Origin of the sequence: Actinoplanes sp. NPDC051411 (genome assembly GCF_040682075.1) — a bacterium.
GTDB lineage: Bacteria > Actinomycetota > Actinomycetes > Mycobacteriales > Micromonosporaceae > Actinoplanes.
Genome location: NZ_JBFBAD010000041.1, coordinates 45,101 through 66,029 on the forward strand (window position 1 = coordinate 45,101; position 20,929 = coordinate 66,029).

Genomic DNA, 20,929 nt, shown 5'->3' on the forward strand with positions numbered 1-20,929 from the left:
GACCCGGGGAGGCGCCCGGGTCGCCAGGCCCGCGACCACCCGCAGCGGATGCACCCCGACCTGGCCGTCGACGAGCTGCGCGGTGCCGCCCTCGGGCATCCTCACGTCGGGTTCGAGCTCCTTTACCTGATCGGCGTCGAGCAGCTGGATCTCCGGCGGCGTCGCCGCGCTCGGCTCGATGCCCGGCGCCTGCCGCGTGACCAGCGGGCCGGCCCCGGCCGGGAACAGGTTGAGCCACCGGGTCGGCCACAGCCCGAGCGCGCCCTCCCACTCGGTGTCCCACCGGCGGTAGATCTCGCGGCTGGCCCGCCCGAAGGCCACGAACTCCGGGCTGTCGGTCAGCAGGTGCATGTCGGGCGCGATCGCCCCGGCGTTCCCGCCCGACGCGCCCGAGGCGAGCCGCTCCTCCTTCTCGAGCACGACCACCCGTCCGAGCCCGGCCTGCCGGCAGGCCGTCGCGACCGCCAGCCCCACGATCCCGCCGCCGACCACCAGCACGTCGGGCGAGCGGTCGAGGCGTTCGGGCCGGCCCGGCCGCAGGGCCGACCGCTCGGAGTCGTCGAGGCTCGCATCCCACACCGTCCGCCGTTCCATCCGGCCATCCTGCCCGCTTGTCCAGGCTTTTGCTCAGCCGGGATCCGCTCTGCCCCACCGACCGGGCCGCCGCGATCGCGATATCGATCGGCCCCAACCGGGACCTGCGCAAGGTCCCACCTGGGCGACCGGCTCCGCGACTCCGCCGAACAGGCGGCCGAACGGGCCGGCACGGTCTCGGACGCGGCCGGCGTCGGGTCGGAGAGCGTGCGGACCGTCGCCGCCTCGGGTGAGGAGATGAGCGCGACGATCCGCGAGATCGCCACCTCGGCGACCAGCGCCTCCGAGGTGGTCGCGTCCGCGGGTGACGAACGCCGAGGCGGCCCGCGCCACCGTACGGAAGCTGACCAGTTCGTCGGCCGAGATCGGCAGCGGGATCAAGCTGATCACCGGCATCGCCGGGCAGACCAACCTGCTCGCACTCAACGCGACCATCGAGGCGGCCCGGACCGGCGAGTCCGGCAAGGGTTTCGCCGTGGTCGCGGGCGAGGTCAAGGACCTGGCCCAGGAAACGGGCCAGGGCGACCGGGAACATCGCGCGCCAGGTCGCCGACATCCAGGCCGCCACCGGCACGACCGTCATCGCCCAGAACATCACCGGGGGTAGCCGAGGCGACCCGCCTGACCAAGGAGCACAGCGACCGACCGGGCGGGCGAGATCGCGTCCACGCTCGACCATTCGGGACGGGAACCGACCGAGCTGGTGGGGGCCTTCCGCTACTGAATTCATCTGCCGTCCAGCGATGCGACATCGACCGACGGCGATGCGCGCCTAATCTCGGCGGCATGAGATCACGGGTGACGGCTCTGGCCGCCGCGGTGCTGCTGGCGCTGGCACCGCAAGCCGCGTACGCCGCTTCCAACGACGACCTGCCGTTCGCGTCCGCGGTCTTCCGGGCCACGCACAACTCGTACTCGGGCGACATCGGCGGGGCGCGCGGCTCGATCGGGCAGCAGCTCGACAGCGGGGTGCGCTACGTCGAGCTCGACGTGTGGAGCGGCTCCTACGCGAGCACCGGCGACTACCAGATCGGGCACGGCTCGGCCGGCGACCAGGTCGACCACACCGGCGGCAACCCGGCCGGGAACCAGCTGCGGGCCTGGCTGACGACCGTCGACACGTGGTCGGCCGCCCATCCGGCCGCCGCCCCGGTCACGGTCATGCTCGACCTCAAGGACGACCCGACGACCCGGGCGTCGTACGCGGCCGGGAACTTCGGCGCCCTCAACCAGGAGGTCGGCGACGTGTTCGGCGCGCGGCTCGTGCGCCAGGGCCCGCTCGGCACGGTCGGGTCGCTGCGCGGGCGCGTCCTGGTGCTGCTCTCCGGCAACGCCACGGCCCGCACCGGCTACCTGCGCGACACCGGCAGCAACCCGGCGATCGTCGTCAACGACAAGGGCCAGGTCGTCGAGGTGCACGACAACGGTTCCGGCGACCTCTGGTACTGGACCGGCCAGTACGGCGCCGACGGCCACCTGACCTGGCTGCGGCACGGGCAATACGACACCGGCCGGAGCGCGGACGTGGCGCTGAACGACAACGGCACCCTGGTCGAGGTGCACCAGGCGCCGAGCGGTAACAACCTCTGGTCGCACGTCGGCCACCTCGGCGCCGGCGGCGAGATCAGCTGGTCGGCCTCGGCCAGGTACGACACCGGCGTGCTGCCGACGGTCGCCTTCACCGACCCGGCCGGGTCCGCCGTACGCGAGATCCACAAGAGCCCGAGCAACAGCCAGAACTGGGACTGGGCCGGCACCGCCGGAGCGACCGCGGTCGCCTGGACGGCGCACGCCACCACGTCCGACGCGCGCTTCCCGACCACCACGGCCACGGCCTCCGGGCGTACGGTCGAGGTCGCCGGCGGCGGAACGCTGACCGCGACCACCGACCGGGCGCCCGCCGAGCGGATCCGGTTCCCCCAGCTGGCCTTCGTCGAATATCAGGCCGGCGACAGCGCCGAGCTCAAGGACGGCGCGCTGTTCTGGGCCGCGACCGCCTCGAACAAGTCGTTCATCCGGTCGGCCCGGCAGGCCGGCGTCAGCGCCCGCGGCTGGGACTTCGACTCGGCCGCGCTGGCCACCGACCCGCTCGCCAACTTCCCGGCGACCAACAATCCGAACGCCGCCTGGTACCAGACGCTGCTCAACCGCCCGGACGCCGTCTCCTGACGGCACAAAGGCGCATCACCGGTCGAGGAGGTCGCGCACCAGCGCGGCCATGCGCCTGGGCTCCTCCAGCCACGGCCGGATCGCGGTTTCCAGGTCGGCGGCCCATTCGCCGGGTGTCCGCCGGAGTTCAGCCGGGGCGGGCGCGTCGACGGTGAGAACGTCGGCGTGGACCGAGATCAGGTCGGCGAACCCGCGCCAGACCCGGGCGTCGAGCAGCTGGTCGTGCAGCAGCAGGACGACCGGTCGGTTCAGGCTGGCCACGGCCGCGACCTTTCACGATTGTTCCGTGGATCGGCGGCGCTGTCGGTCGCGAACAACACGTCGGGCCGCCTCCAGCAGCACCTCGGCCACGCGGTCGCGCAGCTTGCGGGCGGCGAACGAGCGCGCCACCACCCGATGAGCTTACGAGGGGCGGCCGTTCACGTTCGGGTGACGCCGGGGCTCGGGGCGGTGAAAAGCGCCTAGAGTTCCCGATTCATGAATGAGAGCGTGCTGAACGGCGGCCCCAGCCGCGACGGCGAGCCGGAACAGTCCTGGTGGGACGCCCCGGACCGGAACGACGAGGCGCGCGGGCCGACGGTGGCCGCCGTGCGCGAGCTGGACGCCGGGCACGCGGCCGTGGCGATCAGGCTGGCCGAGGTCGCGGTCGACGACGAGCTGCTGGTGGTGTTCGGGGCCGAGCGGGGCGCCGGCAAGCACCGGGCGATGCTCGCCGGCCTGCGGACGCGCCTGCCGAGGCACGACGTCGTCGCCGTGGCCGCCCGGCCGGATCTCGCCCGCCGGCTGGGCTTCCTCCTCGACGCCGGGAGTGTGCCGGTCGTGTTGACCGAGGTCGGCGCGATGCGTGACCTCACGGCCGAGCTGGCCTGCGTGGTGCGCGCCGACCGGGTGGTGCGCGTCTTTCGTACGCCGGGGGGAGCCGACCTCTATCCGGTGTGGAAACGACCGGGCCTCAACTGAAAAGCCAGCCGTACCAGTCGGTCAGATTGTCGCCCCGGGTCGCCGACACCGTGATCACCGTGGCCGCCGGGTTGACCGAGGCGACGTGCAGACGGCAGGCGTCGATGTCGAAGTCGACGTACGGCAGGAGGTCGAGCTTGTTGATCACGACCAGGTCGGCCGCCGCGAACATGTACGGGTATTTCAGCGGCTTGTCCGTGCCCTCGGTCACCGAGATGATCACGACCTTGCCGGATTCGCCGAGGTCGAACAGCGCCGGGCAGACGAGGTTTCCCACGTTCTCCACGAACAGCAGTGTCTTCGGCGCCGGGTCGAGCTCGTCGAGCGCCCGGTCCAGCATCGAGGCGTCGAGGTGGCAGCCGGCACCGGTGTTGACCTGCACGACGTCGATGCCGGTGCGCCGGATCCGCTCGGCGTCCAGTGTGGTCTCCTGGTCGCCCTCGACGACCGCGATCGACCGCCGGCCGCCGAGGTCCTGGATGGTCCGTTCGAGCAGCGTGGTTTTGCCCGACCCGGGGGAGCTCATGAGGTTGACCGCCCGCACCCCGAGCGCCTCCAGCCGGGCCCGGTTGGCGAACGCGATCTCGTCGTTGCGGGCGAGCACCTTCTCTTCCAGGGCGACGACCTCAACACCATGGCTGTGGCCGCAACCGCAGGTCGCGCACATTCTTCAGCCCACCTCCATCGAGACGATCTGCAACTCGCGGCCGCCGGTGACCTCGAGGTCGGCACTGCCACAGGGACTCAACAGAATCGGGTCGTCGAGGCGTACGTCAAGACCGCAGGTGCGGCAGTGAGCCGCACCCGGACGATGGTCGATCGCCAGTTCGGCGCCGTCCGCGAGGATGCCTTCGACCGCCAGGTCGAAGCAGAATCGCATCGCGTCCGGAACCACCGCCGTCAAAGCTCCAATTCGGACGGTCACCCCGCCGCACGCGGCGTCCGCCGGCCCGCGCGCAGACCGCGCCGACGATGCTCTCGGCAACCGAAAGCTCACGCATGAACGCTCCACGCGGTGGATTGACACCGTTACACACTGTAGGACTACTCTGTTACGCGCATCACACGCAAGGCCGCATCCTCTGACGGGGGTCCTGGTCGGACCCCGGAGAGCGGGTCACATGCCTTCCGCGGACACCGACGTCCTTATTCACGTTCTGTGGATCAACTCGGGACTCAGCTGCGACGGTGATTCGGTCGCGCTCACCGCGGCCACCCAGCTCGTCGTCGAGGACCCGATCCCGGACGAGAAGCCGCACGAGGACGGTTACCGGTGCGGGTTCGGCAGCGATCCGATGACGACCAGCGAGTGAGCCGTGGCCGAGGAGGAATGGCAGGCGACGGGCGCCCGGATCGACGCCCGCTACGAACTGACCGGCCGGCTCCGGCGGGTGTGGCGCGGATTCGACGGCCGGGAGGCACGCGAGGAGATCTCGCGCTTCTTCACCCGCGTACGGGAAAGAAGCGCGACGTGAGCGACTACCGTTTCTCCGTCCGGGATGTCATTTCGGAGCCCTATGCCGCGGCACCGCAACTGACCGCCCGGCTGCGGATCGACGAGACCACCGGCGTGCGGGTGCACGCGATCGCCCTGCGCTGCCAGGTGCGCATCGAGCCGCAACGACGCCGCTATGACGAGGTCTCCGCCGCCGCGCTGCTCGGCCTGTTCGGCGAGCGTTCCCGCTGGGGCGACACGCTCAAGTCGTTCACCTGGATGCATTGCAACGCCACGGTTCCCGGCTTCTCCGGACACGCCGAATTCGCGCTGGCGATGCCCTGCACCTACGACCTCGAGGTGATCGGCACCCGCTATCTGCACGCGCTCGACGCCGGCGACATCCCGCTCACGTTCCTGTTCTCCGGCACCATCTTCACCCGAGGTGATACCGGCTTCGCGGTCGAGCAGGTGCCCTGGGCGTGCGAGGCGAAATTCGACCTGCCGGTATTCATCTGGCGGCAGATGATCGAGTCCTATTTCCCGAACACCGGCTGGCTGCGCCTCAGTTCCGACACCCTGGTGGCGCTGGCCGACTTCCGGGCCCGGCACGGCCTGACCAGCTGGGACGAGACCGTGCTGAAGTTACTGGGCGGCGCGTCGTGAGCATTGCCGCCGCTCGTGCCGTCGCCGACGCCGTCCTCTACGAGGGCTATCTGCTCTATCCCTATCGGGCGTCCGCGGCCAAGAACCGGTCGCGCTGGCAGTTCGGCGTGCTCGGTCCGCCGCTCGCTTCCGAATCCGCCTTCGGCGAACCGCCGACCATGGCCATGCAGTGCCTGCTCACGCCGGGCGGCCACGTCACGGTCCACCTTCGGTTCCTCCACCTTCAGGTACGCGATGTCGAGCGCCTCGATTCCGGCGGTTCCTACCGTCATGTCCCGTCCCTTCGCATCGGCGACCGGACACTCCTGTCCTGGGACGAGGCCGTCGAGCACGAAGTGACGGTCCCGCCTTTCGTCACCGATTTTCCGGTGCACGTTCCGGCCTTTTCCGATTCCACCCCGCTGCATCCGGCGGGCTCGCCCGCCGACCCGCCGGCCGGCCGGTTCGTACGCCGCCGATGGCCGTTGACGGCCCGGGTCCGTCTCTCGCTCTCGCCCCTGCCCGGCGCCTCCGTGACCCGCCTGACCGTGACCGTCTCGAACGAGCACCCGTCCCCGGTCGCCGACAAGCAGTCCGCGACCCGCCACTCCCTGCTCGGGACCCACCTCCTGCTCGAGGCCCACGGCTGCTCGTTCATCTCGGTGCAGGACCCGCCGCCGTTCGCCGCGGCCGCCGCCGCCGGCTGCACCCAGAACCGCTGCTGGCCCGTCCTGGCCGGCCCACCCGGCAGCGCCGACGTGCTGCTGGCCGCCCCGATCATCCTCTACGACCACCCGCGGGTGGCCGCCGAGAGCCCGGGCGAGCTGTTCGACCTGACCGAGATCGACGAGATCCTCACCTTGCGGGTGCTGACCATGACCGACGCCGAGAAGGCCGAGGCCCGGGCCACCGACCCCCGGGCGGCCGCCGTCATCGACCGCTGCGACGGCCTGTCCCCGCCCGTGGCCCTGGCCGACGATCCCGACGCCGGCCTGCACGAGTGGTACGGCCGCCACTACTACTTCGCGCCCGACGAGATCTAACCCGCAACCGAAGGGGAAGACCGCTCATGAGGTTCCCTGGAGTGCTCACGATGCTCGCGCTCACCGCGGCCGCCGCCGCGGCCGGGACCGGGGCCGCGAGATCGATACCGGACATCCGCCGCTCCCTCGCGATCCGCTCGATGTGACCGGCCGCGTCCTGGTCGCCGGGATCGGCAATCTCTTCCTCGGCGACGACGGCTTCGGGCCCGAGGTGGTGCGCCGGCTCGCGGCGGGCGGTTCCCCGCCGCCGGGCGTACACGTCGTCGACTACGGCATCCGCGGCATGCACCTGGCCTACGACCTGCTCGACGGCTGGGACAGCCTGATCCTGGTCGACGCCCTGCCCGCGACCAGCGGCCCGCCGGGCCAGGTCATCGTCATGGAGCTCGGCCCGGGCGACGCCGACCCGGGCGGGTTCGACGCCCACGGGACGCAGCCGGTGGCCGTACTGGGAAGCCTGACCGCGATGGGCGGAAAGCTGCCGCCGACCTACATCGTGGGTTGCCCGGTCGAGTCGACGCGGGAGGGCATCGGCCTGAGCCCCGCGATGTCGGCGGCCGTCCCGGCGGCCATCGACACCGTGCTCGACCTGCTCGAACGCCTTCCGCTGACCGAGCCGCTGACCGAGCCCGGGAGGCCGTGACAGGTGCCTGGGCATCCCGGCCGCCCGGCTTCCCGATCTGCCCGCGCTGCCGGGCCGGGCCCACTACAGCTTCCAGGTCTTCGAGGTCTGTCGGCGGGCCGGGCTTATCGAGAGTCGCGAACGCCGCCAACTCTCTTTTGAATAGTCGCCGGGAAACAATGGGAACGCGCCCCTTTGTGTCTCGCCGACAAACTTGTACTCTCCAGTAACATTGACGCTTGACGATCAAAATAGCGCGGGACTAGCTTCGGGCTCATCCTTCTTTACCCAGCGAATTCGCCTCAGGGAGCCCGACAATGGATGAGCCCGGTTTCGGCCGTACCCGGTGGCGCCGGTTCGGCCTCCTCATGCTCCTGTCGGTCGGCCTCAGCGCGGGCATGGTCGCCCTGGTCGCCGACGGCGCGCTCGCGGTCGGCTTCAACGTCTCCGGCCAGAACTTCAAGGTGAGCGCCGACCAGCTCGTCGCCACGGGCTTCGTGCAGTACGGCGGGGTCGACGCCTCCATCGCCCCCGGCAGCAACCCGCCCAAGCAGGTGCCGGAGCCGGTCGCCATCTCGGCCATGAAGACCGCCGAGATCACCAACCTGTGCCAGTCCGTCGTCACCGACCTCGGCGTCTTCGGCAAGGTCACGCTGGTGATCACCGCGGGCGACGCCGGCAAGCCCGTCACCGCCACCGACATGGTCGTCGACATGACCCGCCTCGACGGCGACGCCGACTTCCACACGATCGAGATCGGCCGCGACGCCAGCACGATGGACAAGGGCCCGACCAACGACCCGGCCGAGCTCGCCCAGCGGCGGCAGGGCTTCTTCGGCCAGCAGGCCACCTCGGTCACGATCACGCACCTCCAGCAGACCGCCTGGTCGACCATGGCCAGCGAGTTCAACCTCAAGCACCTGTCCATGCAGCTGCACTGGGGTCAGGACGAGTGCTTCTGAACGTCCCCCACCGACAAACAGCGAGAAGGAGAGACGGCATGAGCCGTACCCGTGTCCTGCGTGCCGCGCCGCTCGGCGCCGCGGCCGCCCTGGTGGCCGGAGTCGGTCTGGTCGCACTCACCGCCGGGCCCGCCCAGGCCGCGACCGGCACCACGGTCACACCGGCCGGCGACTCGTACTCGGCGAGCCTGGTGTCCGGGACCAGCGCCGGCTTCGTCGTCGGCTCGACGACGGTGACCTGCAACCAGTCGGCCAACACCGGCACCGTCCCGGCCGCCCCCGGCAACTCGAGTGCCGACGGCCCGGTCATCTCCTCGGTCACCCCGCCGACCTTCGCCAACAACGGCGGCGCCTGCCCGACCAACGTCCCGTTCACCACCGCGACCACGGCCACCAACGCCACCAACGGCTCGTGGACGATCGGCCTGCAGTACGACCCGGCCGGCTCGACCGGCACGATGACCATCCCGCAGGCGGGCGTCGTCACCACGATCTCCGGCCTGGCCTCGTGCACGATCACGGTGGCCCCGGACGGCCCGGCCGCGATCACCGGCCCGTGGGTCGACGGCACCGCCACCACCGCGCCCCAGCTCGACTTCTCGGCCGGCGTCTCCCTGCCGATCAGCGTGACCGGCGGCTTCGGCTGCCCGACCGGCGCGACGGCGGCGACCTTCACCGCCCGCTACGAGATCACCGACACGACCGACGGCACCCAGCAGATCACGGTCGCCGAGACGACCTCCGCACCGACCGACACGCCCACGGACACCCCCACCGCCTGACGAATCCCCCGATCAGGCACCAGCTCGGCGGCCGCCCCTCCACGCGGCCGCCGAGCCGTGTCCGCGAACGAATTCACCCTGAGCGGATCTCACCCGGCCTGAGGGTCGGCCAGCCGCATCACGGTCTCCAGTTGGCGCCGGGTCTCGGACGGCAGCACGGTGATCCGCGAGATCAGGTCGTCGTCGGTCAGCATCGTCTCCCAGGTGCAGAAGATCCGGCCGGCGCGGGGGAACGCGACCCGCACGACGCCCAGCCCTTCGATCTCGACCTCGGCCCCGACCGCGGCCGCTGACGGATCCGCCGTCGCGGCGAGGGTCTCGTCGTCGGCCACCTCGGCTCCGGTGAACACGACGAAACCGCGTTTCTGCTCCTCAGTGGCCGGTTCGACGATCCGGACGGCCTTGCCGCCGCCGAGCAGGACCACCGGCGTACGGCCGTCGAGCCGGGCCCACCACACTTCGCCGCTCCTCATGACCTCAGACTGGCATGCCCGGTGCATGATGATCTCCCTGGGGGAGGTCTCGTTGAGCAAGCGCTCGGCGGCGGTGGGCGTGCTGTTCGCCGCCAATTCGGCTCGGCACGGCGATCTTCGCGAGGCCCGGGGGACGGGACGTGAACCAGAGCGTCCGCGACGAGTTGCTCGGCTACCTGGTTGAAGCGATCGGGTCCGTCTCGGCCGAACACCCAACGCGAGTTGCCGTCGACGGGCCGCCCGCCGCCGGCAAGACCACCCTCGCTGACGAGCTGGCCGTCATCTTGCGCGCACGGGGCCGCCACGTCATCCGCGCGACGATCGACGACTTCCTCTTCCCCCGAGCGCAGCGCTATCCGCGCGGTGAATACTCGGCCGAAGGGTGCTATTTCGACACCCACGACTACGACGCACTGAACCGGGTCCTGCTCGATCCGCTCGGCCCGGACGGAGATCGACGCTTCCAGCACGCGGTCTACGACCACACCACGGATACCGCGCTGTCCCCACCAGTCACCACTGCCCCCGTTGACGCCATCCTGCTCTTCGACGGCGTCTTTCTCATGCGCCCGGAACTGATTGACCGGTGGGACCTGCGCATCTTCGTGTCCATCGCGCTCGAGAGGACCGTGGATCGCGCCGTGTTCCGAGAACGGCAGGTGTCATCCCAGGCCGACGTCGAACGACGCTGGCGCGAGCGTTACATCCCCTCCCAGCAGCTCTACTTCGCGACGGTCCGCCCGACCGATCTTGCCGACGTCATCGTGCACAACGACGAGCCCCAGCAGCCCGACTGGAAGGTCCGAACTCGTAAACGGCTCTGACGTGGAATTGTCCGTCAGTTCTGGGTTCTGGCTCACAAAGCATGAAATGATCATGGTGCCGTGCGGACAGCCCGCTGACGCGGCGACAGGCTTCACGCTTCCCAAGCCAAGACCTGAAACACTTATGGTTGTAGCTGTCCTGCCACGGATCAACTCAGCCACAGCCGCACTGACATCATCCCAGCCGTAGCCGTGGTCACAGCATGGCGGCGAAGTCCTGGCAGGATCATCCGGTGCGCTTCACACCTACCCTCCTGGCGTCCTTCCGCGTGCCGGCGAACGACCCTCGCGTACCTGGTTCCGCCCACACCGCGGACACTCCCACCGTCCAGCGGTGGCCGGAGCGCCGGCTTGTCGTGATCCGTCGCGACGAGGAGCTGTTGGCGTACGACCTCGGCCGGCTCGTGGCCGGCGACGACGCTCCCGCGGCGCGGTTCCCGGCGCCATGGCCGCGCCGGGCGGGCGGGAGAGATGCGGTGAGTCCCACCCTGGACCTGGCGGTCTTCAGCGGTCAGCACGCGTTGCACGCGGTCGACGCCGATGGGGCGCTGCGCTGGAGGGTGCGGCATGCCTGCTGGCAAGGGGCCTGCCTGGAGCTGCACGACTCTTACGAGGAGTACGCGGACAGCGCCGGCCACCGCCATCACGACGACGGCTCATGCTGGATCAGCGCGGACGGTTCGACGGTCTGGGCACACGTATGCACCCCGCTGACGCAGGACATCGAGCCGGAGAATGTCGAGCTCGGCGAGGAGTGGCTGGTGCTCGACGCCGTGGATGGTCGCGTCCTGGGCCGGGCCTCGACCGACACCGCGACCGCCGGCTCCCACCACGTGCCCCATCCCGACCCGGGCCAGATGGGCCTCAGCGTCGGCGAAGGCCAAGACGGTGTGCCGCTGTTGTGGGGCCGGTGGGACGGCAGCCGGCTGACCGTCACCCGTATCGGCGATGACGACCGCTGCCTCATTGACGTCAGCCCGGACGGAAGCCAGTTCTTGACGGTCGCCCACGAGCAGGGGGAGCTGGCACTTCATCGCCTTCCCGACGGTGCGGTGACGCACGAGGTTGCCGCCTACGACCAGATTCCGCCGCATCCCCAGGCGTCGTCGGACACCGAGGAAGAGGAGGCCTTCTGGGACTACCGATGCGGCTTCGTCGACGAGCACACCGTGATCGCAAGCAGCGGAGAAGACCGGCAGCCGCGGCACTGGCTGATCGACACGGCGCAAGGAAAGGTGCTCGGTCAGGTGGAATACCCGATGCCGGTAATGGAGTCCCCGATGGCGCTGGGTGACGGCACCTGGCTCACCTGCGGCGAGGACCCCTTCCGGCTCCTGCTGTGGAGTCTTTCCCGCTGAACAGCCGCGTCGCTCAACCACGACCGGACAGTGAGTGATCTCCTCGTGGGTTCGTCGTTCTGGCCTGGCAAGCGGGACGCCGCCCCGGAACCCACGGCGACCATGATCGTTCACGCTTTGTGAGCCAGCACCCAGTTCTGACACCACGGGGGGACGGATGCTCGATCGGATGGATTCGATGTCCGCGAGTTTCGGGCTCTGGCGCGGATTCCGTGAAGGCACCTAGAGCGCACGTCACTGCTGGGCTGGCGACCTGCACGAGGGTTGCCGGGCACAATGCCAGTCGTGGATGACCTCACGGATTTCCTGTGGCAGATGGAGATTGGCGTTCTGGAGGAGGCGCCGCTATACGAGATTCCCCAAGGCTCGATTGACGACCCTGGAGGGTCCGCTAGACGTCACGGGCCTTGGCCTGCATCAACGTGCGCGGCCGTCCTGGAGCCCTGGTACCGGGCTGGGTGGATTGGCCTCTACTTCCGGGATCCGCCTCCCGGATGGAACGTCATCCCGGCGGAGTGGCAGAGCCGTCTGACCGACGACGCTGACCTGGCCGCCGGGGACGCGTATGCCCTTCTCGAACAGCCTGAACGCTGGATCCTCGAACACGCCGACGGCCACGTTCAGCCCTACAGAACCGTGGACGGCGAGATAGCGCCGCGGGAACAGTGGTTCGAACATGTCATCAAGATGGCCCGAAACCTTCCGCTTAAGCCGTAAGGGCGAAGCCCGCGCGGCCGTACATCTGCCGTTTGATCTTCTTTGTGCGGTTAACGTTGCCTTCCACTGGTCCGGAGCTGAGGGACAGAGTCAGTCCGGCGGTGAGCAGAGCCACTTTGTCGTGGTCTGGGCCGGGAGCCAGTGGCGGCAGGTCGCCGACCTGCGGGCGCACGGGATCGAGGTGGCCGGCAAGGTCGTGAGCGTCGCGCACGTCGGTAAGGTGCGCAAGGCCCGGCTGGAGCTTCCCCGGCCGGACGGCAGCACCGCCGAGGCCGAGATCGACCTGTGGCCGCTGACGAGGATGGCCGAGGGCGACCTGATCGAGGTCACCTACGACCCCGCCGGCCTCGACCGGGTGCAACGCGGCTGGGGCATCGACTACGCCTCGCCGATCATGGTCAGCCTGGGCGCCGCCGCCCTCACGGTGGCGGCCGTGGCCGGGGTCCGGTCGGCCGCGACCGGCCGCCCCGTGCCGTCCGGCCGGTCGCGCCGGAACGTGCCGTTGCGGCCTCGCCGGCGCCGCAAGCCGGTGAAGCGCCAGAAAGTCAAGCGACGCCGTTAGGTCTGTCCCACGGGATCAGCTCGCCGGGGTCCTCGCCCGCCTCGACGAGGTTCCACCAGCCGTCCTGGGCGAGGTAGTGCTCGAACCACGCCTCGAGGCTCGCCGAGTCGATCCACCACGCCTGCTCCGGGTCGCCGGCGTTGGGTTCGAAGAGCAGGACCTGCCCGTCCGCGTTCCGGCAGTCGACGGCCGCGTACATGCCACAGCCCCAGGTCAGGATCGGCAGGACGCCCTCCGGCCAGGCCCATTCCGTGCCGGCGTTGGTGGTGCGCTCGCGGGTGTAGGTGTCGACCGCCTCGGCCAGCGGGAAGAGCTGGTAGTCGGGGCCGAAACCGCCGTCCGCCACCTGCCCGTAGACGGCTCTGAGCAGCGGATGCAGCGGGTGGCCGAGCCGCGTCTCCTCGGCCGCGATCCGGGCCGGTGTCAGCCGCTGAGCCGGGGACTCGATGCTCTGGGCGAGCCGGTCCAGCAACGGCCGAAAGTCGATCACCCCAGCATGATCGCATGGGCGCTCCGGCGCCGGCTTGCGGCCGTACGCGGTGAGCACCGCCGCCCGCTATCGCCGCGTCGCCAGGAGCAGCGTGGTGTCGATCGCCATGGACACCTCGTCGTCGAACAGGGCGGCCAGCCGGTCCAACACCCGCTGCCGCACGTCGGCCGGCAGCATCCGGAACTGCGACCGGGTCTGCGTGAGCCCGATGAAGTCGGCCGCCGGGACCGTCAGGTGGTGAAGGTAGTGCCGGCTGGCGAGATCGCCGAACTGTGCCGCGGCGGCCAGTTCGTCACCCGGCCACTGCGACCAGACCCGTTCCGGCGTGACCGACAGATCCTTGATCACGACCGTGGGCGCCACCTCGGCGAAGACGTTCACGAACGCCTTCTGCCGGTCCGGGTCGGCGAGCCGCTCGTTGTTCCAGAGCAGCGCGAACGTCCCGCCGTCGGCGAGCGCCGAGGCGGCCATCGGCCAGCGCGTCTCCGGCACCGTCCAGTGCCAGGCCTCGGCGCTGTAGACCAGCCCGAACCGTTCGTCCGGCCGGAATTCCTCGAAGGTGCCGCGGAAGATCGGCACGCCGGGAGCGTGCCGGGCCAGGATCGCCGCCATGTCGGCGTCCGGTTCGATGGCCGTGACCTCGACGCCGTGGGCGGCGAACTCGACCGTCGCCCGGCCCGTTCCCGCGCCGATCTCGAGCGCCCGCCGCACGTCGCCGCCGTAGCCGAGGACGTCGTCGAACAGCTCGGCCGGGTAGGGCTTGCGGACGCGGTCGTAGAGGTCGGCGATCTCTCCGAAAACCTGGGCCGGGTCCCGTTTCTCCATGCCGGGATCCTATTTGGTCGGGGCGACGATCCCGTACTCGTGAATCTTGCGGTAGATGGTCGCGCGGGACATGCCGAGGGCGGCCGCCGCCTTGATCTTGTTGCCGTTCCAGTCGATGAGGCTGCGGACGATAGCGTCGCGTTCCATCGCCTCGAGCGGGCTCAGCAGGCGGCGGCTGACCGTACGGCACTCCGGTGGCAGGTCGTCCGGCTGGATCGAGCCGCTGCGCCGGCGCTGCACGATGTTGCGCAGCACCTGCCACAGCTGCTCGATGTTGCCCGGCCAGCTCGACCGGCACAGCATCTGCATCGCCTCGGGCGAGCAGGTCAGCCGCCCGTCCGGCACCAGCTTGGCCAGGAAGAACGGCACCAGCGCCTGCACGTCCTCCAGGTGGTAGCGCAGCGGCGGCAGCTCGACCGTGCTCGGGAAGAACCGCAGCAGGTCGGCCAGGTCGCCGGCGTCGTGCCGCTGGCTCATCGTCATCGCGACCCACGGCGGGGACTGCCCGGCCCGGGCCTGTTCGAGGAGGCGGGCCAGGGCTCGCAGCGGCGCCCGGCCGATGCGGTCGGCGTGCTGGATGACCAGCGCGCCCTCGCCGGCCTCGATTTCCCGGCGTACGTCGGCGAGCCACCCGCGGCCGCCCGCGGCCGCGTCGACCACCGCGAAGTGCGCGCCCGGGCTGTCGTGCTGGTGGATCGCCCGGATCACGGCCAGCTTCCCGACCCCGGCCTCGCCCTCCAGCGTCAGCCATTCGCCGGCGCTGTAGACCGACCGCACCTGGTGGCACCCGCGCAGCCACAGCCCGCCCGAGCCGACCAGCCCGGGCAGGAAGGCCCGGGGGGTGGGCGACGAGGAGAGGGCGCCCGCGCCGGGCTGTTCCGCCATCTTCACCTGCACGATTCCGCCGGTCAGGCGGCCCTCGCCGCGCACCGGCCGGCAGTACATGCGGGCCCTGGCCCCGCTCGGCAGCTCGACCACCAGCGACGCCGTCGGGTTGCGGCCGGCCAGCACCTCGGCCGCCCGGGTCAGCAACAGGGCCTGCTCGGCCGGGTCGAGGGCGTGCCGGGCGGTGTCGTTCATCATCACGACGTCGTTGTTGAGCGCGAACACGATCCCGGCCGTACGCCGGCAGGTGCGCAGGTATTCCTGCAGCAGTTCCAGTTCCCGGATTCCGCTGTCGGCCAGCATCGCCTGCTGGATCTGTCCGGCCGTGGTGCGGGCCAGCGTCATCAGCAGCGGGTCGGCGTCGCGGCGCCAGCAGGTCAGGTCGACCGCGCCGACGGTCTTGCCGGAGATCGGATGGTGGATCGGCACCCCGGCGCAGGCCAGGTCCTCGAGGTGTTCGGCGTAGTGCTCGTGGCCGAACACCTGCATCGGCCGGCCGCCCTCGAGCGCGGTGCCGATGCCGTTGGTGCCGACGTGCTCCTCGGCGTAGCTGAAGCCGGGCGCCAGGTTGACCCGGTCGAGGTGGGCGTCGAGCTCCCGGCCGGCGTCCATGCGGGTGAGCACCAGCCCGGCCTGGTCGGTCAGGATGATGCTGATCGGCTGCCCGTCCAGGTGCTCGCGCAGATGGCGCAAAACCGGCAGGGCGCTGCGGGTCAGTGGGCTGTCGAGGTCGGGGTCGCGCTGGTAGGACAGGTCGATCCGGTCGGCGGCCACGTTCCACCGCCGGGAGCGCCACCACGAGGCCAGGATGGCGTCCCGCACCTGGTGGGGGTCGACATCCGACGCGGTGAGGAACTGTTCTCGGGTCTTGGCGAGTGCGTTGTCGGGGGATCGGTTCGGCGGCATGGGACACCCCCCTTGCCGGGCACGCTCGGGTTTCGGGCTGGTTACACCGTACGCGCCGGAACCGTGACTCTCGTCTCATGTTGAGACCCCAGATTGTCAGGTCCGCGATGGACTCGGGCGATGGAGCCGGTTCCCGAAACATTCAACCCGTGGACCGTCGTCAACGTCGTTTTTCACCATCTGGCGGCGCAGGGTCTGCACCCGGTGCTGGGCGGCGCCGACCCGGGCGCCCCGGCCGCCGAACTGCTGCGCGCGTTCGGCATCGAACCGGCCCCGGAAGGCGACCGCCAGGTCGGCGAGAACGTCAAACGCCACCTGGCCGAGATCCGTGCGGCCATCTTCGAGGACCAGGCGTGACTCATTGTGAGACCGCCGCCACACCGCGCCCGATGTCTGATCACGCTGAAGGACGCAGCCTGAAACGAGGAGTTGACTCATGAGTCGGCAGAGCGTGGCCAAGGCACATCAGAAGATCCAGGAACTGTCCTGGGAACCGATGTACCACCAGCCTGTCTCGCACTACGGAACCGACTACACGTTCCGTAAGGCGCAGAAGAAGGACCCGCTCAAGCAGGTCCTGCGGTCGTACTTCCCGATGCAGGAGGAGAAGGACAACCGGGTGTACGGCGCGTCGGACGGCGCGATCCGCGGCAACATGTTCCGTCAGGTCCAGGAGCGCTGGCTGGAGTGGCAGAAGCTGTTCCTGTCGATCATCCCGCTGCCGGAGATCTCGGCCGCCCGGGCGATGCCGCTGCTGTTCCGCAACGTCCCCAACCCGGAACTGCACAACGGCCAGGCGATTCAGATGATCGACGAGGTCCGGCACTCGACGATCCAGCAGAACCTCAAGCGCCTGTACATGAACAACTACATCGACCCGGCGGGCTTCAACTCGAGCCTCCGCAACTTCCAGAACGACTACTGCGGCACCATCGGCCGGCAGTTCGCCGAGGGCTTCATCACCGGCGACGCCATCACCGCGGCCAGCATCTACCTGACGATCGTGGCCGAGACCGCGTTCACCAACACCCTGTTCGTCGCGATGCCGGCCGAGGCCGCCGCGAACGGGGACTACCTGCTGCCGACCGTCTTCCACTCGGTGCAGTCGGACGAGTCGCGGCACATCTCCAACGGCTACGCCACCCTGCTGATGGCGCTCGCCGACGAGGGCAACCACCAGCTGCTCGAGCGCGACCTGCGCTACGCCTGGTGGAACAACCACCGCGTGGTCGACGCGGCGATCGGCACGTTCATCGAGTACGGCACCAAGGACCGCCGCAAGGACCGCGAGTCGTACGCCGAGATGTGGCGCCGCTGGATCTACGACGACTACTACCGCAGCTACCTGGTGCCGCTGGAGAAGTACGGCCTGGTGATCCCGCACGACCTCATCGAGGAGTCGTGGAACCAGATCTGGAACAAGGGCTACGTGCACGAGGTGGCCCAGTTCTTCGCGACCGGCTGGCTGGCCAACTACTGGCGGATCGACCCGATGACGGACAAGGACTTCGAGTGGTTCGAGTACAAGTACCCGGGCTGGTACGACCGCTACGGCAAGTGGTGGGAGGCCTATAACCGGCTGTCGACGCCGAACGGCCACCACCCGATCGTCGCCGAGGACGTCGACTATCAGTACCCGCACCGCTGCTGGACCTGCATGGTGCCGTGCCTGGTCCGCGAGGACATGGTGATGGCCGAGGTCGACGGCCAGTGGCGCACGTACTGCCACGAGGCCTGCCGGTGGACCGACGTCGAGGCGTTCCGGCCGACCTTCCAGGGCCGCAACACCCCGAACATGGGCCAGCTGATCGGCGCCCGCGAGTGGGAGACCCTCTACCACGGCTGGAACTGGGCCGACGTGGTGAAGGACATGGGCTTCGTCCGGGACGACGGCAACACGATGGTCGCGCAGCCGCACCTCAACCTGGACGACCCGAAGAAGCTGTGGACGCTCGACCACCTGCGCCGGATGCCCAACCTGCAGAGCCCGAACGTCCTGCTCAACCAGATGACCGACGAGGAACGCGCCGCGTTCCACGCGCAGTACATCAAGGGCGGGCCCGCCGGACGTTACGCGCGCGACTGAGATGGGAGAGAAGCACCGCGTCCGGTTCGAACCGGTCGGCATCGAGATCGAGGTCGACGAGGAGCAGACCGTGCTGCGGTCCGCGTCCGAGCAGGGGCTGATGCTCATGCACGGATGCAAGGAGGGCCAGTGCGCGGCCTGCAAGTCGTTCGTCCTCGACGGTGAGGACATCGAGCTCGACCGCTACTCCACCTTCGCGCTGCCCGATTTCGAGAAGGACGAGGGCTTCACGCTCCTGTGCCGGGCCCACGTCTACGAGGACGTGACCATCGAGCTGCTGAACTACGACGAGGAGATTCTGCGTTCGGGGTTGCCGATCCAGAACGCGGTGGCGGAGGTCGTGTCGATCGAGCACGTGACGCACGACCTCCGGCACCTGGTGCTCCGGCTGATCGAGCCGGCCGAGCTGACCTTCTTCCCGGGCCAGTACGTCGACATCAAGGTGCCGGGCACCGAGACCACCCGGTCGTTCTCGATGGCGAACACGTCCAGTAAAGAGAACGGCCGGCTCGAGTTCATCATCAAGGTCTACCCGGACGGGATTTTTTCGTCGTTCCTCGACCAGGAGCTTCAGGTCGGCGACCAGTTGGAGCTGACCGGGCCCTTCGGCGTCTTCACGCTGCGGGAGGCGACCGACGAGGATATCGTCTTCGTCGGCGGCGGAGCCGGCCTGGCTCCGATCCTGGCCCTGCTGCGCTCGATGGCCGAGCGCGGCATCAACCGGCGCGGCGCCTTCTACTACGGCGCCCGCACCGCCCGGGACCTCTGTTTCGTCGACGAGATAAAGGCCCTCGAGGAGAAGCTGCCCGACTTCCAGTTCATCCCGGCGCTGAGCGAGCCCGGCGAGGACGAGAACTGGGACGGCGAGGTCGGCCTGATCACGGACGTGGTCAGGCGCTACGAGTCCGATCTCAAGCGCGCCCACGCGTACCTCTGCGGCCCGCCGCCGATGGTCGAGGCGGCCATGCCGCTGCTGGCCGTGCTCGGGGTGCCCGAGAAACACATCTATTACGACAAGTTCACAACCACAGGTGGGGAGGACTGATGACGACCGCGACGGAACGTAGCGTTCCCAAGCCCGTCTTCACCGACGCCGAGGCCGGCGCCAAAGAGTTCCCGGACTCGAACGCGCGCCGGTTCAACTACTTCGTCCCGCAGAAGCGCAAGCAGACCCACTACGAGGACGTCACGGTCGAGGTGCAGCCCGACCCGCGGCACTACCTCGCCCAGGGCTGGCTGTACGGGTTCTCCGACGGCAAGGGCGGCTACCCGCTGGACTGGACCGTGCTGAAGGCCTGGGGGAGCGACCGGCCGGAGCCGACCCGCGGGCCGGGCACGGGCGGCCAGGGGTACGAGTGGCCGGCCCACGGCTGGCACGAGTTCCGCGACCCCAACGAGGAGTGGGAACTCTCGCTCTACCGCTACAACGCCAACGTCGTACGCCAGGTCAACGCGAACGTCGACGCGGCCAAGCAGGCCAAGGCGTTCGAGCAGTGGAACCCGAACTGGGTGCGCTTCGTGCAGCAGCACGTCGGCGCGTGGATGCACGTCGACCACGGCCTCGGCCTCTACCTGTTCGCCAACGCCAACCGTCGCGGGCCGACCAACATGCACAACACGGCCATCGCGGTGAACAGCATGCACCTGATCCGCGCGGCCCAGGACCTCGCGCTCTATCAGCTGACGCTGACCGAGGAGATCCCGGACTTCGACGGCAGTGCGCATCTGGCGACCTGGAACGAGGACCCGGCCTGGCAGGGCGTACGGGAAACCGCGGAGCGGCTCACCGCGACCAGCGACTGGGGTGAGGCGGTCTTCGCCGCCAACGTGGTCTTCCAGCCGCTGGTCGGCGAGCTCTTCCGCAGCCGGCTGGTGATGCAGGCGGCCCCGCGCAACGGCGACTTCGTCACCCCGACGATCGTCGGCGCCGAGGAGTTCGACTTCTCCGAGCGCGACCTGCGCTACACCAAGGCGCTCTACGAGCTGCTCACCAACGACCGCGAGTACGCCGAGCACAACAAGCGGATCCTCAACGGCTGGCTGGCCGACTGGACCGGCATCTCGATCGCGGCCGCCCGCGCGATGCAGCCGCTGTGGTCGCAGCCGGACAACAAGCCGCTGCGCTTCGAGGACGCGCTGGACAGCGTCAAGAGCCGCTTCGCCGGCATCGTGGGCGACCTCGGCCTGGACATCCCGAAGGAGCTGGAGCGGTGACACAGCAGCGTTTCAAGACCGCCGAGAGCCCGTTCAAGTCCGACAACACGGCCTCCAACATGTGCGGCTTCACCCTGATGAACAACCAGATCGGGGTGGTCGTGGCCGAGGTGATGCGGGAGAAGCCGAACGTCACGGTGACGCCGCTGCCCTCGATGATCCGGGTCGACGCCCTCAACCGGATGGACGTCGTCTACGACGAGGTCTCGGAGGCGCTCGGCGAGGAGCCCGGCTACTTCGACGCCTCGCAGTTCGAGGAGAGCATGTCGACCCACTACGGCCGGATGATCCACGAGGACGACCGGACGATCATGTTCGCCAACCCCGAGGACGCGGCGGAATACATCGGCTTCGACCTGACCGCGGAATCGAGGTAA

General features: G+C 69.5%; 27 protein-coding genes. 19 read left to right on the forward strand and 8 right to left on the reverse strand.

Going from position 1 to position 20,929, the window contains the following annotated elements:
- On the reverse strand, nucleotides 1-594 hold a 594-nt coding region (locus AB0M88_RS23140; protein ID WP_364105407.1), incomplete at its 3' end, for an FAD-dependent oxidoreductase.
- 304 nt (nucleotides 595-898) lie between these two features.
- Here AB0M88_RS23140 and AB0M88_RS23145 point away from each other — a divergent pair.
- Nucleotides 899-1,201: a methyl-accepting chemotaxis protein gene (locus AB0M88_RS23145; RefSeq protein ID WP_364105409.1), complete on the forward strand. Its 303-nt coding sequence runs from the start codon at nucleotides 899-901 to the stop codon at nucleotides 1,199-1,201.
- 179 nt (nucleotides 1,202-1,380) lie between these two features.
- Nucleotides 1,381-2,763, forward strand: coding sequence for a hypothetical protein (locus AB0M88_RS23150; protein WP_364105411.1), 1,383 nt, complete (start codon nucleotides 1,381-1,383; stop codon nucleotides 2,761-2,763).
- A gap of 15 nt (nucleotides 2,764-2,778) precedes the next feature.
- Here AB0M88_RS23150 and AB0M88_RS23155 read toward each other — a convergent pair whose 3' ends face one another.
- Nucleotides 2,779-3,024, reverse strand: coding sequence for a hypothetical protein (locus AB0M88_RS23155; RefSeq protein ID WP_364105413.1), 246 nt, complete (start codon nucleotides 3,022-3,024; stop codon nucleotides 2,779-2,781).
- 216 nt (nucleotides 3,025-3,240) lie between these two features.
- Here AB0M88_RS23155 and AB0M88_RS23160 point away from each other — a divergent pair, with 216 nt between their 5' ends.
- Nucleotides 3,241-3,723 (forward strand): hypothetical protein, encoded by a 483-nt coding sequence (locus AB0M88_RS23160; RefSeq protein ID WP_364105415.1) that lies wholly within the window; start codon nucleotides 3,241-3,243, stop codon nucleotides 3,721-3,723.
- Here AB0M88_RS23160 and hypB read toward each other — a convergent pair.
- Both hypB and AB0M88_RS23170 read right to left on the reverse strand, forming a co-directional pair.
- Nucleotides 3,716-4,390, reverse strand: a complete 675-nt coding sequence (gene hypB, locus AB0M88_RS23165; RefSeq protein WP_364105417.1) for a hydrogenase nickel incorporation protein HypB — start codon at nucleotides 4,388-4,390, stop codon at nucleotides 3,716-3,718. The two genes, AB0M88_RS23160 and hypB, sit on opposite strands and share 8 nt — an antisense overlap.
- A gap of 3 nt (nucleotides 4,391-4,393) precedes the next feature.
- Nucleotides 4,394-4,618, reverse strand: coding sequence for a hydrogenase maturation nickel metallochaperone HypA (locus AB0M88_RS23170; protein ID WP_364105493.1), 225 nt, complete (start codon nucleotides 4,616-4,618; stop codon nucleotides 4,394-4,396).
- A 226-nt stretch (nucleotides 4,619-4,844) separates the two neighbouring features.
- On the opposite strand from AB0M88_RS23170, the gene AB0M88_RS23175 reads away from it, so the two are divergent.
- From AB0M88_RS23175 to AB0M88_RS23205, 7 genes are all read left to right on the forward strand, one after another.
- A complete protein-coding gene (locus AB0M88_RS23175; RefSeq protein ID WP_364105419.1) occupies nucleotides 4,845-5,036 on the forward strand; it encodes a hypothetical protein in 192 nt (63 codons plus the stop codon).
- A gap of 3 nt (nucleotides 5,037-5,039) precedes the next feature.
- On the forward strand, nucleotides 5,040-5,198 hold the full coding sequence (locus AB0M88_RS23180; protein ID WP_364105421.1) for a DUF5947 family protein: 159 nt from the start codon (nucleotides 5,040-5,042) through the stop codon (nucleotides 5,196-5,198).
- Nucleotides 5,195-5,824: a DUF6084 family protein gene (locus AB0M88_RS23185; RefSeq protein ID WP_364105423.1), complete on the forward strand. Its 630-nt coding sequence runs from the start codon at nucleotides 5,195-5,197 to the stop codon at nucleotides 5,822-5,824. The genes AB0M88_RS23180 and AB0M88_RS23185 overlap by 4 nt, the downstream gene beginning before the upstream one ends.
- Nucleotides 5,821-6,846, forward strand: a complete 1,026-nt coding sequence (locus AB0M88_RS23190) for a hypothetical protein (RefSeq protein ID WP_364105425.1) — start codon at nucleotides 5,821-5,823, stop codon at nucleotides 6,844-6,846. The genes AB0M88_RS23185 and AB0M88_RS23190 overlap by 4 nt, the downstream gene beginning before the upstream one ends.
- A gap of 142 nt (nucleotides 6,847-6,988) precedes the next feature.
- Nucleotides 6,989-7,489, forward strand: a complete 501-nt coding sequence (locus tag AB0M88_RS23195; RefSeq protein WP_364105427.1) for a hydrogenase maturation protease — start codon at nucleotides 6,989-6,991, stop codon at nucleotides 7,487-7,489.
- Between the two features lie 296 nt (nucleotides 7,490-7,785).
- The gene (locus AB0M88_RS23200; protein ID WP_364105429.1) at nucleotides 7,786-8,430 is read left to right on the forward strand and encodes a DUF6230 family protein; all 645 of its coding nucleotides are present in this window, start codon (nucleotides 7,786-7,788) and stop codon (nucleotides 8,428-8,430) included.
- Nucleotides 8,431-8,468: 38 nt separating this feature from the next.
- Nucleotides 8,469-9,212, forward strand: coding sequence for a hypothetical protein (locus AB0M88_RS23205; protein ID WP_364105431.1), 744 nt, complete (start codon nucleotides 8,469-8,471; stop codon nucleotides 9,210-9,212).
- 89 nt (nucleotides 9,213-9,301) lie between these two features.
- Here the strand turns inward: AB0M88_RS23205 and AB0M88_RS23210 are convergent, their stop codons facing one another.
- Nucleotides 9,302-9,685, reverse strand: coding sequence for a hypothetical protein (locus tag AB0M88_RS23210; protein WP_364105433.1), 384 nt, complete (start codon nucleotides 9,683-9,685; stop codon nucleotides 9,302-9,304).
- A 140-nt stretch (nucleotides 9,686-9,825) separates the two neighbouring features.
- Between AB0M88_RS23210 and AB0M88_RS23215 the strand changes: the two genes are divergently transcribed.
- The 4 genes from AB0M88_RS23215 to AB0M88_RS23230 all read left to right on the forward strand — a co-directional run bounded on the left by AB0M88_RS23215 (nucleotide 9,826) and on the right by AB0M88_RS23230 (nucleotide 13,146).
- Nucleotides 9,826-10,509, forward strand: a complete 684-nt coding sequence (locus AB0M88_RS23215) for a uridylate kinase (RefSeq protein ID WP_364105435.1) — start codon at nucleotides 9,826-9,828, stop codon at nucleotides 10,507-10,509.
- Nucleotides 10,510-10,742: 233 nt separating this feature from the next.
- Nucleotides 10,743-11,867 carry a hypothetical protein gene (locus AB0M88_RS23220; RefSeq protein ID WP_364105437.1) on the forward strand — a complete coding sequence of 375 codons (1,125 nt, stop codon included), beginning with the start codon at nucleotides 10,743-10,745 and terminating at the stop codon, nucleotides 11,865-11,867.
- Between the two features lie 285 nt (nucleotides 11,868-12,152).
- Nucleotides 12,153-12,584, forward strand: a complete 432-nt coding sequence (locus AB0M88_RS23225) for a hypothetical protein (RefSeq protein ID WP_364105439.1) — start codon at nucleotides 12,153-12,155, stop codon at nucleotides 12,582-12,584.
- A 121-nt stretch (nucleotides 12,585-12,705) separates the two neighbouring features.
- Complete coding sequence (locus AB0M88_RS23230; protein ID WP_364105441.1) at nucleotides 12,706-13,146, forward strand: hypothetical protein; 441 nt, start codon at nucleotides 12,706-12,708, stop codon at nucleotides 13,144-13,146.
- On the opposite strand, the gene AB0M88_RS23235 is transcribed toward AB0M88_RS23230, so the two are convergent.
- The 3 genes from AB0M88_RS23235 to AB0M88_RS23245 all read right to left on the reverse strand — a co-directional run bounded on the left by AB0M88_RS23235 (nucleotide 13,130) and on the right by AB0M88_RS23245 (nucleotide 16,252).
- Complete coding sequence (locus AB0M88_RS23235; protein WP_364105443.1) at nucleotides 13,130-13,636, reverse strand: SMI1/KNR4 family protein; 507 nt, start codon at nucleotides 13,634-13,636, stop codon at nucleotides 13,130-13,132. The two genes, AB0M88_RS23230 and AB0M88_RS23235, sit on opposite strands and share 17 nt — an antisense overlap.
- Nucleotides 13,637-13,702: 66 nt before the next feature.
- Nucleotides 13,703-14,461, reverse strand: a complete 759-nt coding sequence (locus AB0M88_RS23240; RefSeq protein WP_364105445.1) for a methyltransferase domain-containing protein — start codon at nucleotides 14,459-14,461, stop codon at nucleotides 13,703-13,705.
- A 9-nt stretch (nucleotides 14,462-14,470) separates the two neighbouring features.
- The gene (locus AB0M88_RS23245; protein ID WP_364105447.1) at nucleotides 14,471-16,252 is read right to left on the reverse strand and encodes a GAF domain-containing protein; all 1,782 of its coding nucleotides are present in this window, start codon (nucleotides 16,250-16,252) and stop codon (nucleotides 14,471-14,473) included.
- A gap of 120 nt (nucleotides 16,253-16,372) precedes the next feature.
- Between AB0M88_RS23245 and AB0M88_RS23250 the strand changes: the two genes are divergently transcribed.
- The 5 genes from AB0M88_RS23250 to mimD all read left to right on the forward strand — a co-directional run bounded on the left by AB0M88_RS23250 (nucleotide 16,373) and on the right by mimD (nucleotide 20,929).
- Nucleotides 16,373-16,609: a hypothetical protein gene (locus AB0M88_RS23250; protein ID WP_364105449.1), complete on the forward strand. Its 237-nt coding sequence runs from the start codon at nucleotides 16,373-16,375 to the stop codon at nucleotides 16,607-16,609.
- A gap of 79 nt (nucleotides 16,610-16,688) precedes the next feature.
- The gene (locus AB0M88_RS23255; protein ID WP_364105451.1) at nucleotides 16,689-18,338 is read left to right on the forward strand and encodes a methane monooxygenase; all 1,650 of its coding nucleotides are present in this window, start codon (nucleotides 16,689-16,691) and stop codon (nucleotides 18,336-18,338) included.
- Nucleotide 18,339: 1 nt separating this feature from the next.
- A complete protein-coding gene (locus AB0M88_RS23260) occupies nucleotides 18,340-19,383 on the forward strand; it encodes an FAD-binding oxidoreductase (protein ID WP_364105453.1) in 1,044 nt (347 codons plus the stop codon).
- Nucleotides 19,383-20,552 carry a toluene hydroxylase gene (locus tag AB0M88_RS23265; RefSeq protein ID WP_364105455.1) on the forward strand — a complete coding sequence of 390 codons (1,170 nt, stop codon included), beginning with the start codon at nucleotides 19,383-19,385 and terminating at the stop codon, nucleotides 20,550-20,552. The genes AB0M88_RS23260 and AB0M88_RS23265 overlap by 1 nt, the downstream gene beginning before the upstream one ends.
- Complete coding sequence (gene mimD, locus AB0M88_RS23270) at nucleotides 20,549-20,929, forward strand: propane 2-monooxygenase effector subunit MimD (RefSeq protein ID WP_364105457.1); 381 nt, start codon at nucleotides 20,549-20,551, stop codon at nucleotides 20,927-20,929. Before AB0M88_RS23265 ends, mimD begins: the two co-directional genes overlap by 4 nt.

What these genes read in the sequence shown, in the direction of transcription:
- AB0M88_RS23150 (WP_364105411.1), top strand. Translation starts at nt 1,381, where the DNA reads ATGAGATCACGGGTGACGGCTCTGGCCGCCGCGGTGCTGCTGGCGCTG.
- AB0M88_RS23160 (WP_364105415.1), top strand. Translation starts at nt 3,241, where the DNA reads ATGAATGAGAGCGTGCTGAACGGCGGCCCCAGCCGCGACGGCGAGCCG.
- hypB (WP_364105417.1), bottom strand. Translation starts at nt 4,390, where the DNA reads ATGTGCGCGACCTGCGGTTGCGGCCACAGCCATGGTGTTGAGGTCGTC.
- AB0M88_RS23175 (WP_364105419.1), top strand. Translation starts at nt 4,845, where the DNA reads ATGCCTTCCGCGGACACCGACGTCCTTATTCACGTTCTGTGGATCAAC.
- AB0M88_RS23200 (WP_364105429.1), top strand. Translation starts at nt 7,786, where the DNA reads ATGGATGAGCCCGGTTTCGGCCGTACCCGGTGGCGCCGGTTCGGCCTC.
- AB0M88_RS23205 (WP_364105431.1), top strand. Translation starts at nt 8,469, where the DNA reads ATGAGCCGTACCCGTGTCCTGCGTGCCGCGCCGCTCGGCGCCGCGGCC.
- AB0M88_RS23210 (WP_364105433.1), bottom strand. Translation starts at nt 9,685, where the DNA reads ATGAGGAGCGGCGAAGTGTGGTGGGCCCGGCTCGACGGCCGTACGCCG.
- AB0M88_RS23240 (WP_364105445.1), bottom strand. Translation starts at nt 14,461, where the DNA reads ATGGAGAAACGGGACCCGGCCCAGGTTTTCGGAGAGATCGCCGACCTC.
- AB0M88_RS23245 (WP_364105447.1), bottom strand. Translation starts at nt 16,252, where the DNA reads ATGCCGCCGAACCGATCCCCCGACAACGCACTCGCCAAGACCCGAGAA.
- AB0M88_RS23250 (WP_364105449.1), top strand. Translation starts at nt 16,373, where the DNA reads ATGGAGCCGGTTCCCGAAACATTCAACCCGTGGACCGTCGTCAACGTC.
- AB0M88_RS23255 (WP_364105451.1), top strand. Translation starts at nt 16,689, where the DNA reads ATGAGTCGGCAGAGCGTGGCCAAGGCACATCAGAAGATCCAGGAACTG.
- AB0M88_RS23260 (WP_364105453.1), top strand. Translation starts at nt 18,340, where the DNA reads ATGGGAGAGAAGCACCGCGTCCGGTTCGAACCGGTCGGCATCGAGATC.
- AB0M88_RS23265 (WP_364105455.1), top strand. Translation starts at nt 19,383, where the DNA reads ATGACGACCGCGACGGAACGTAGCGTTCCCAAGCCCGTCTTCACCGAC.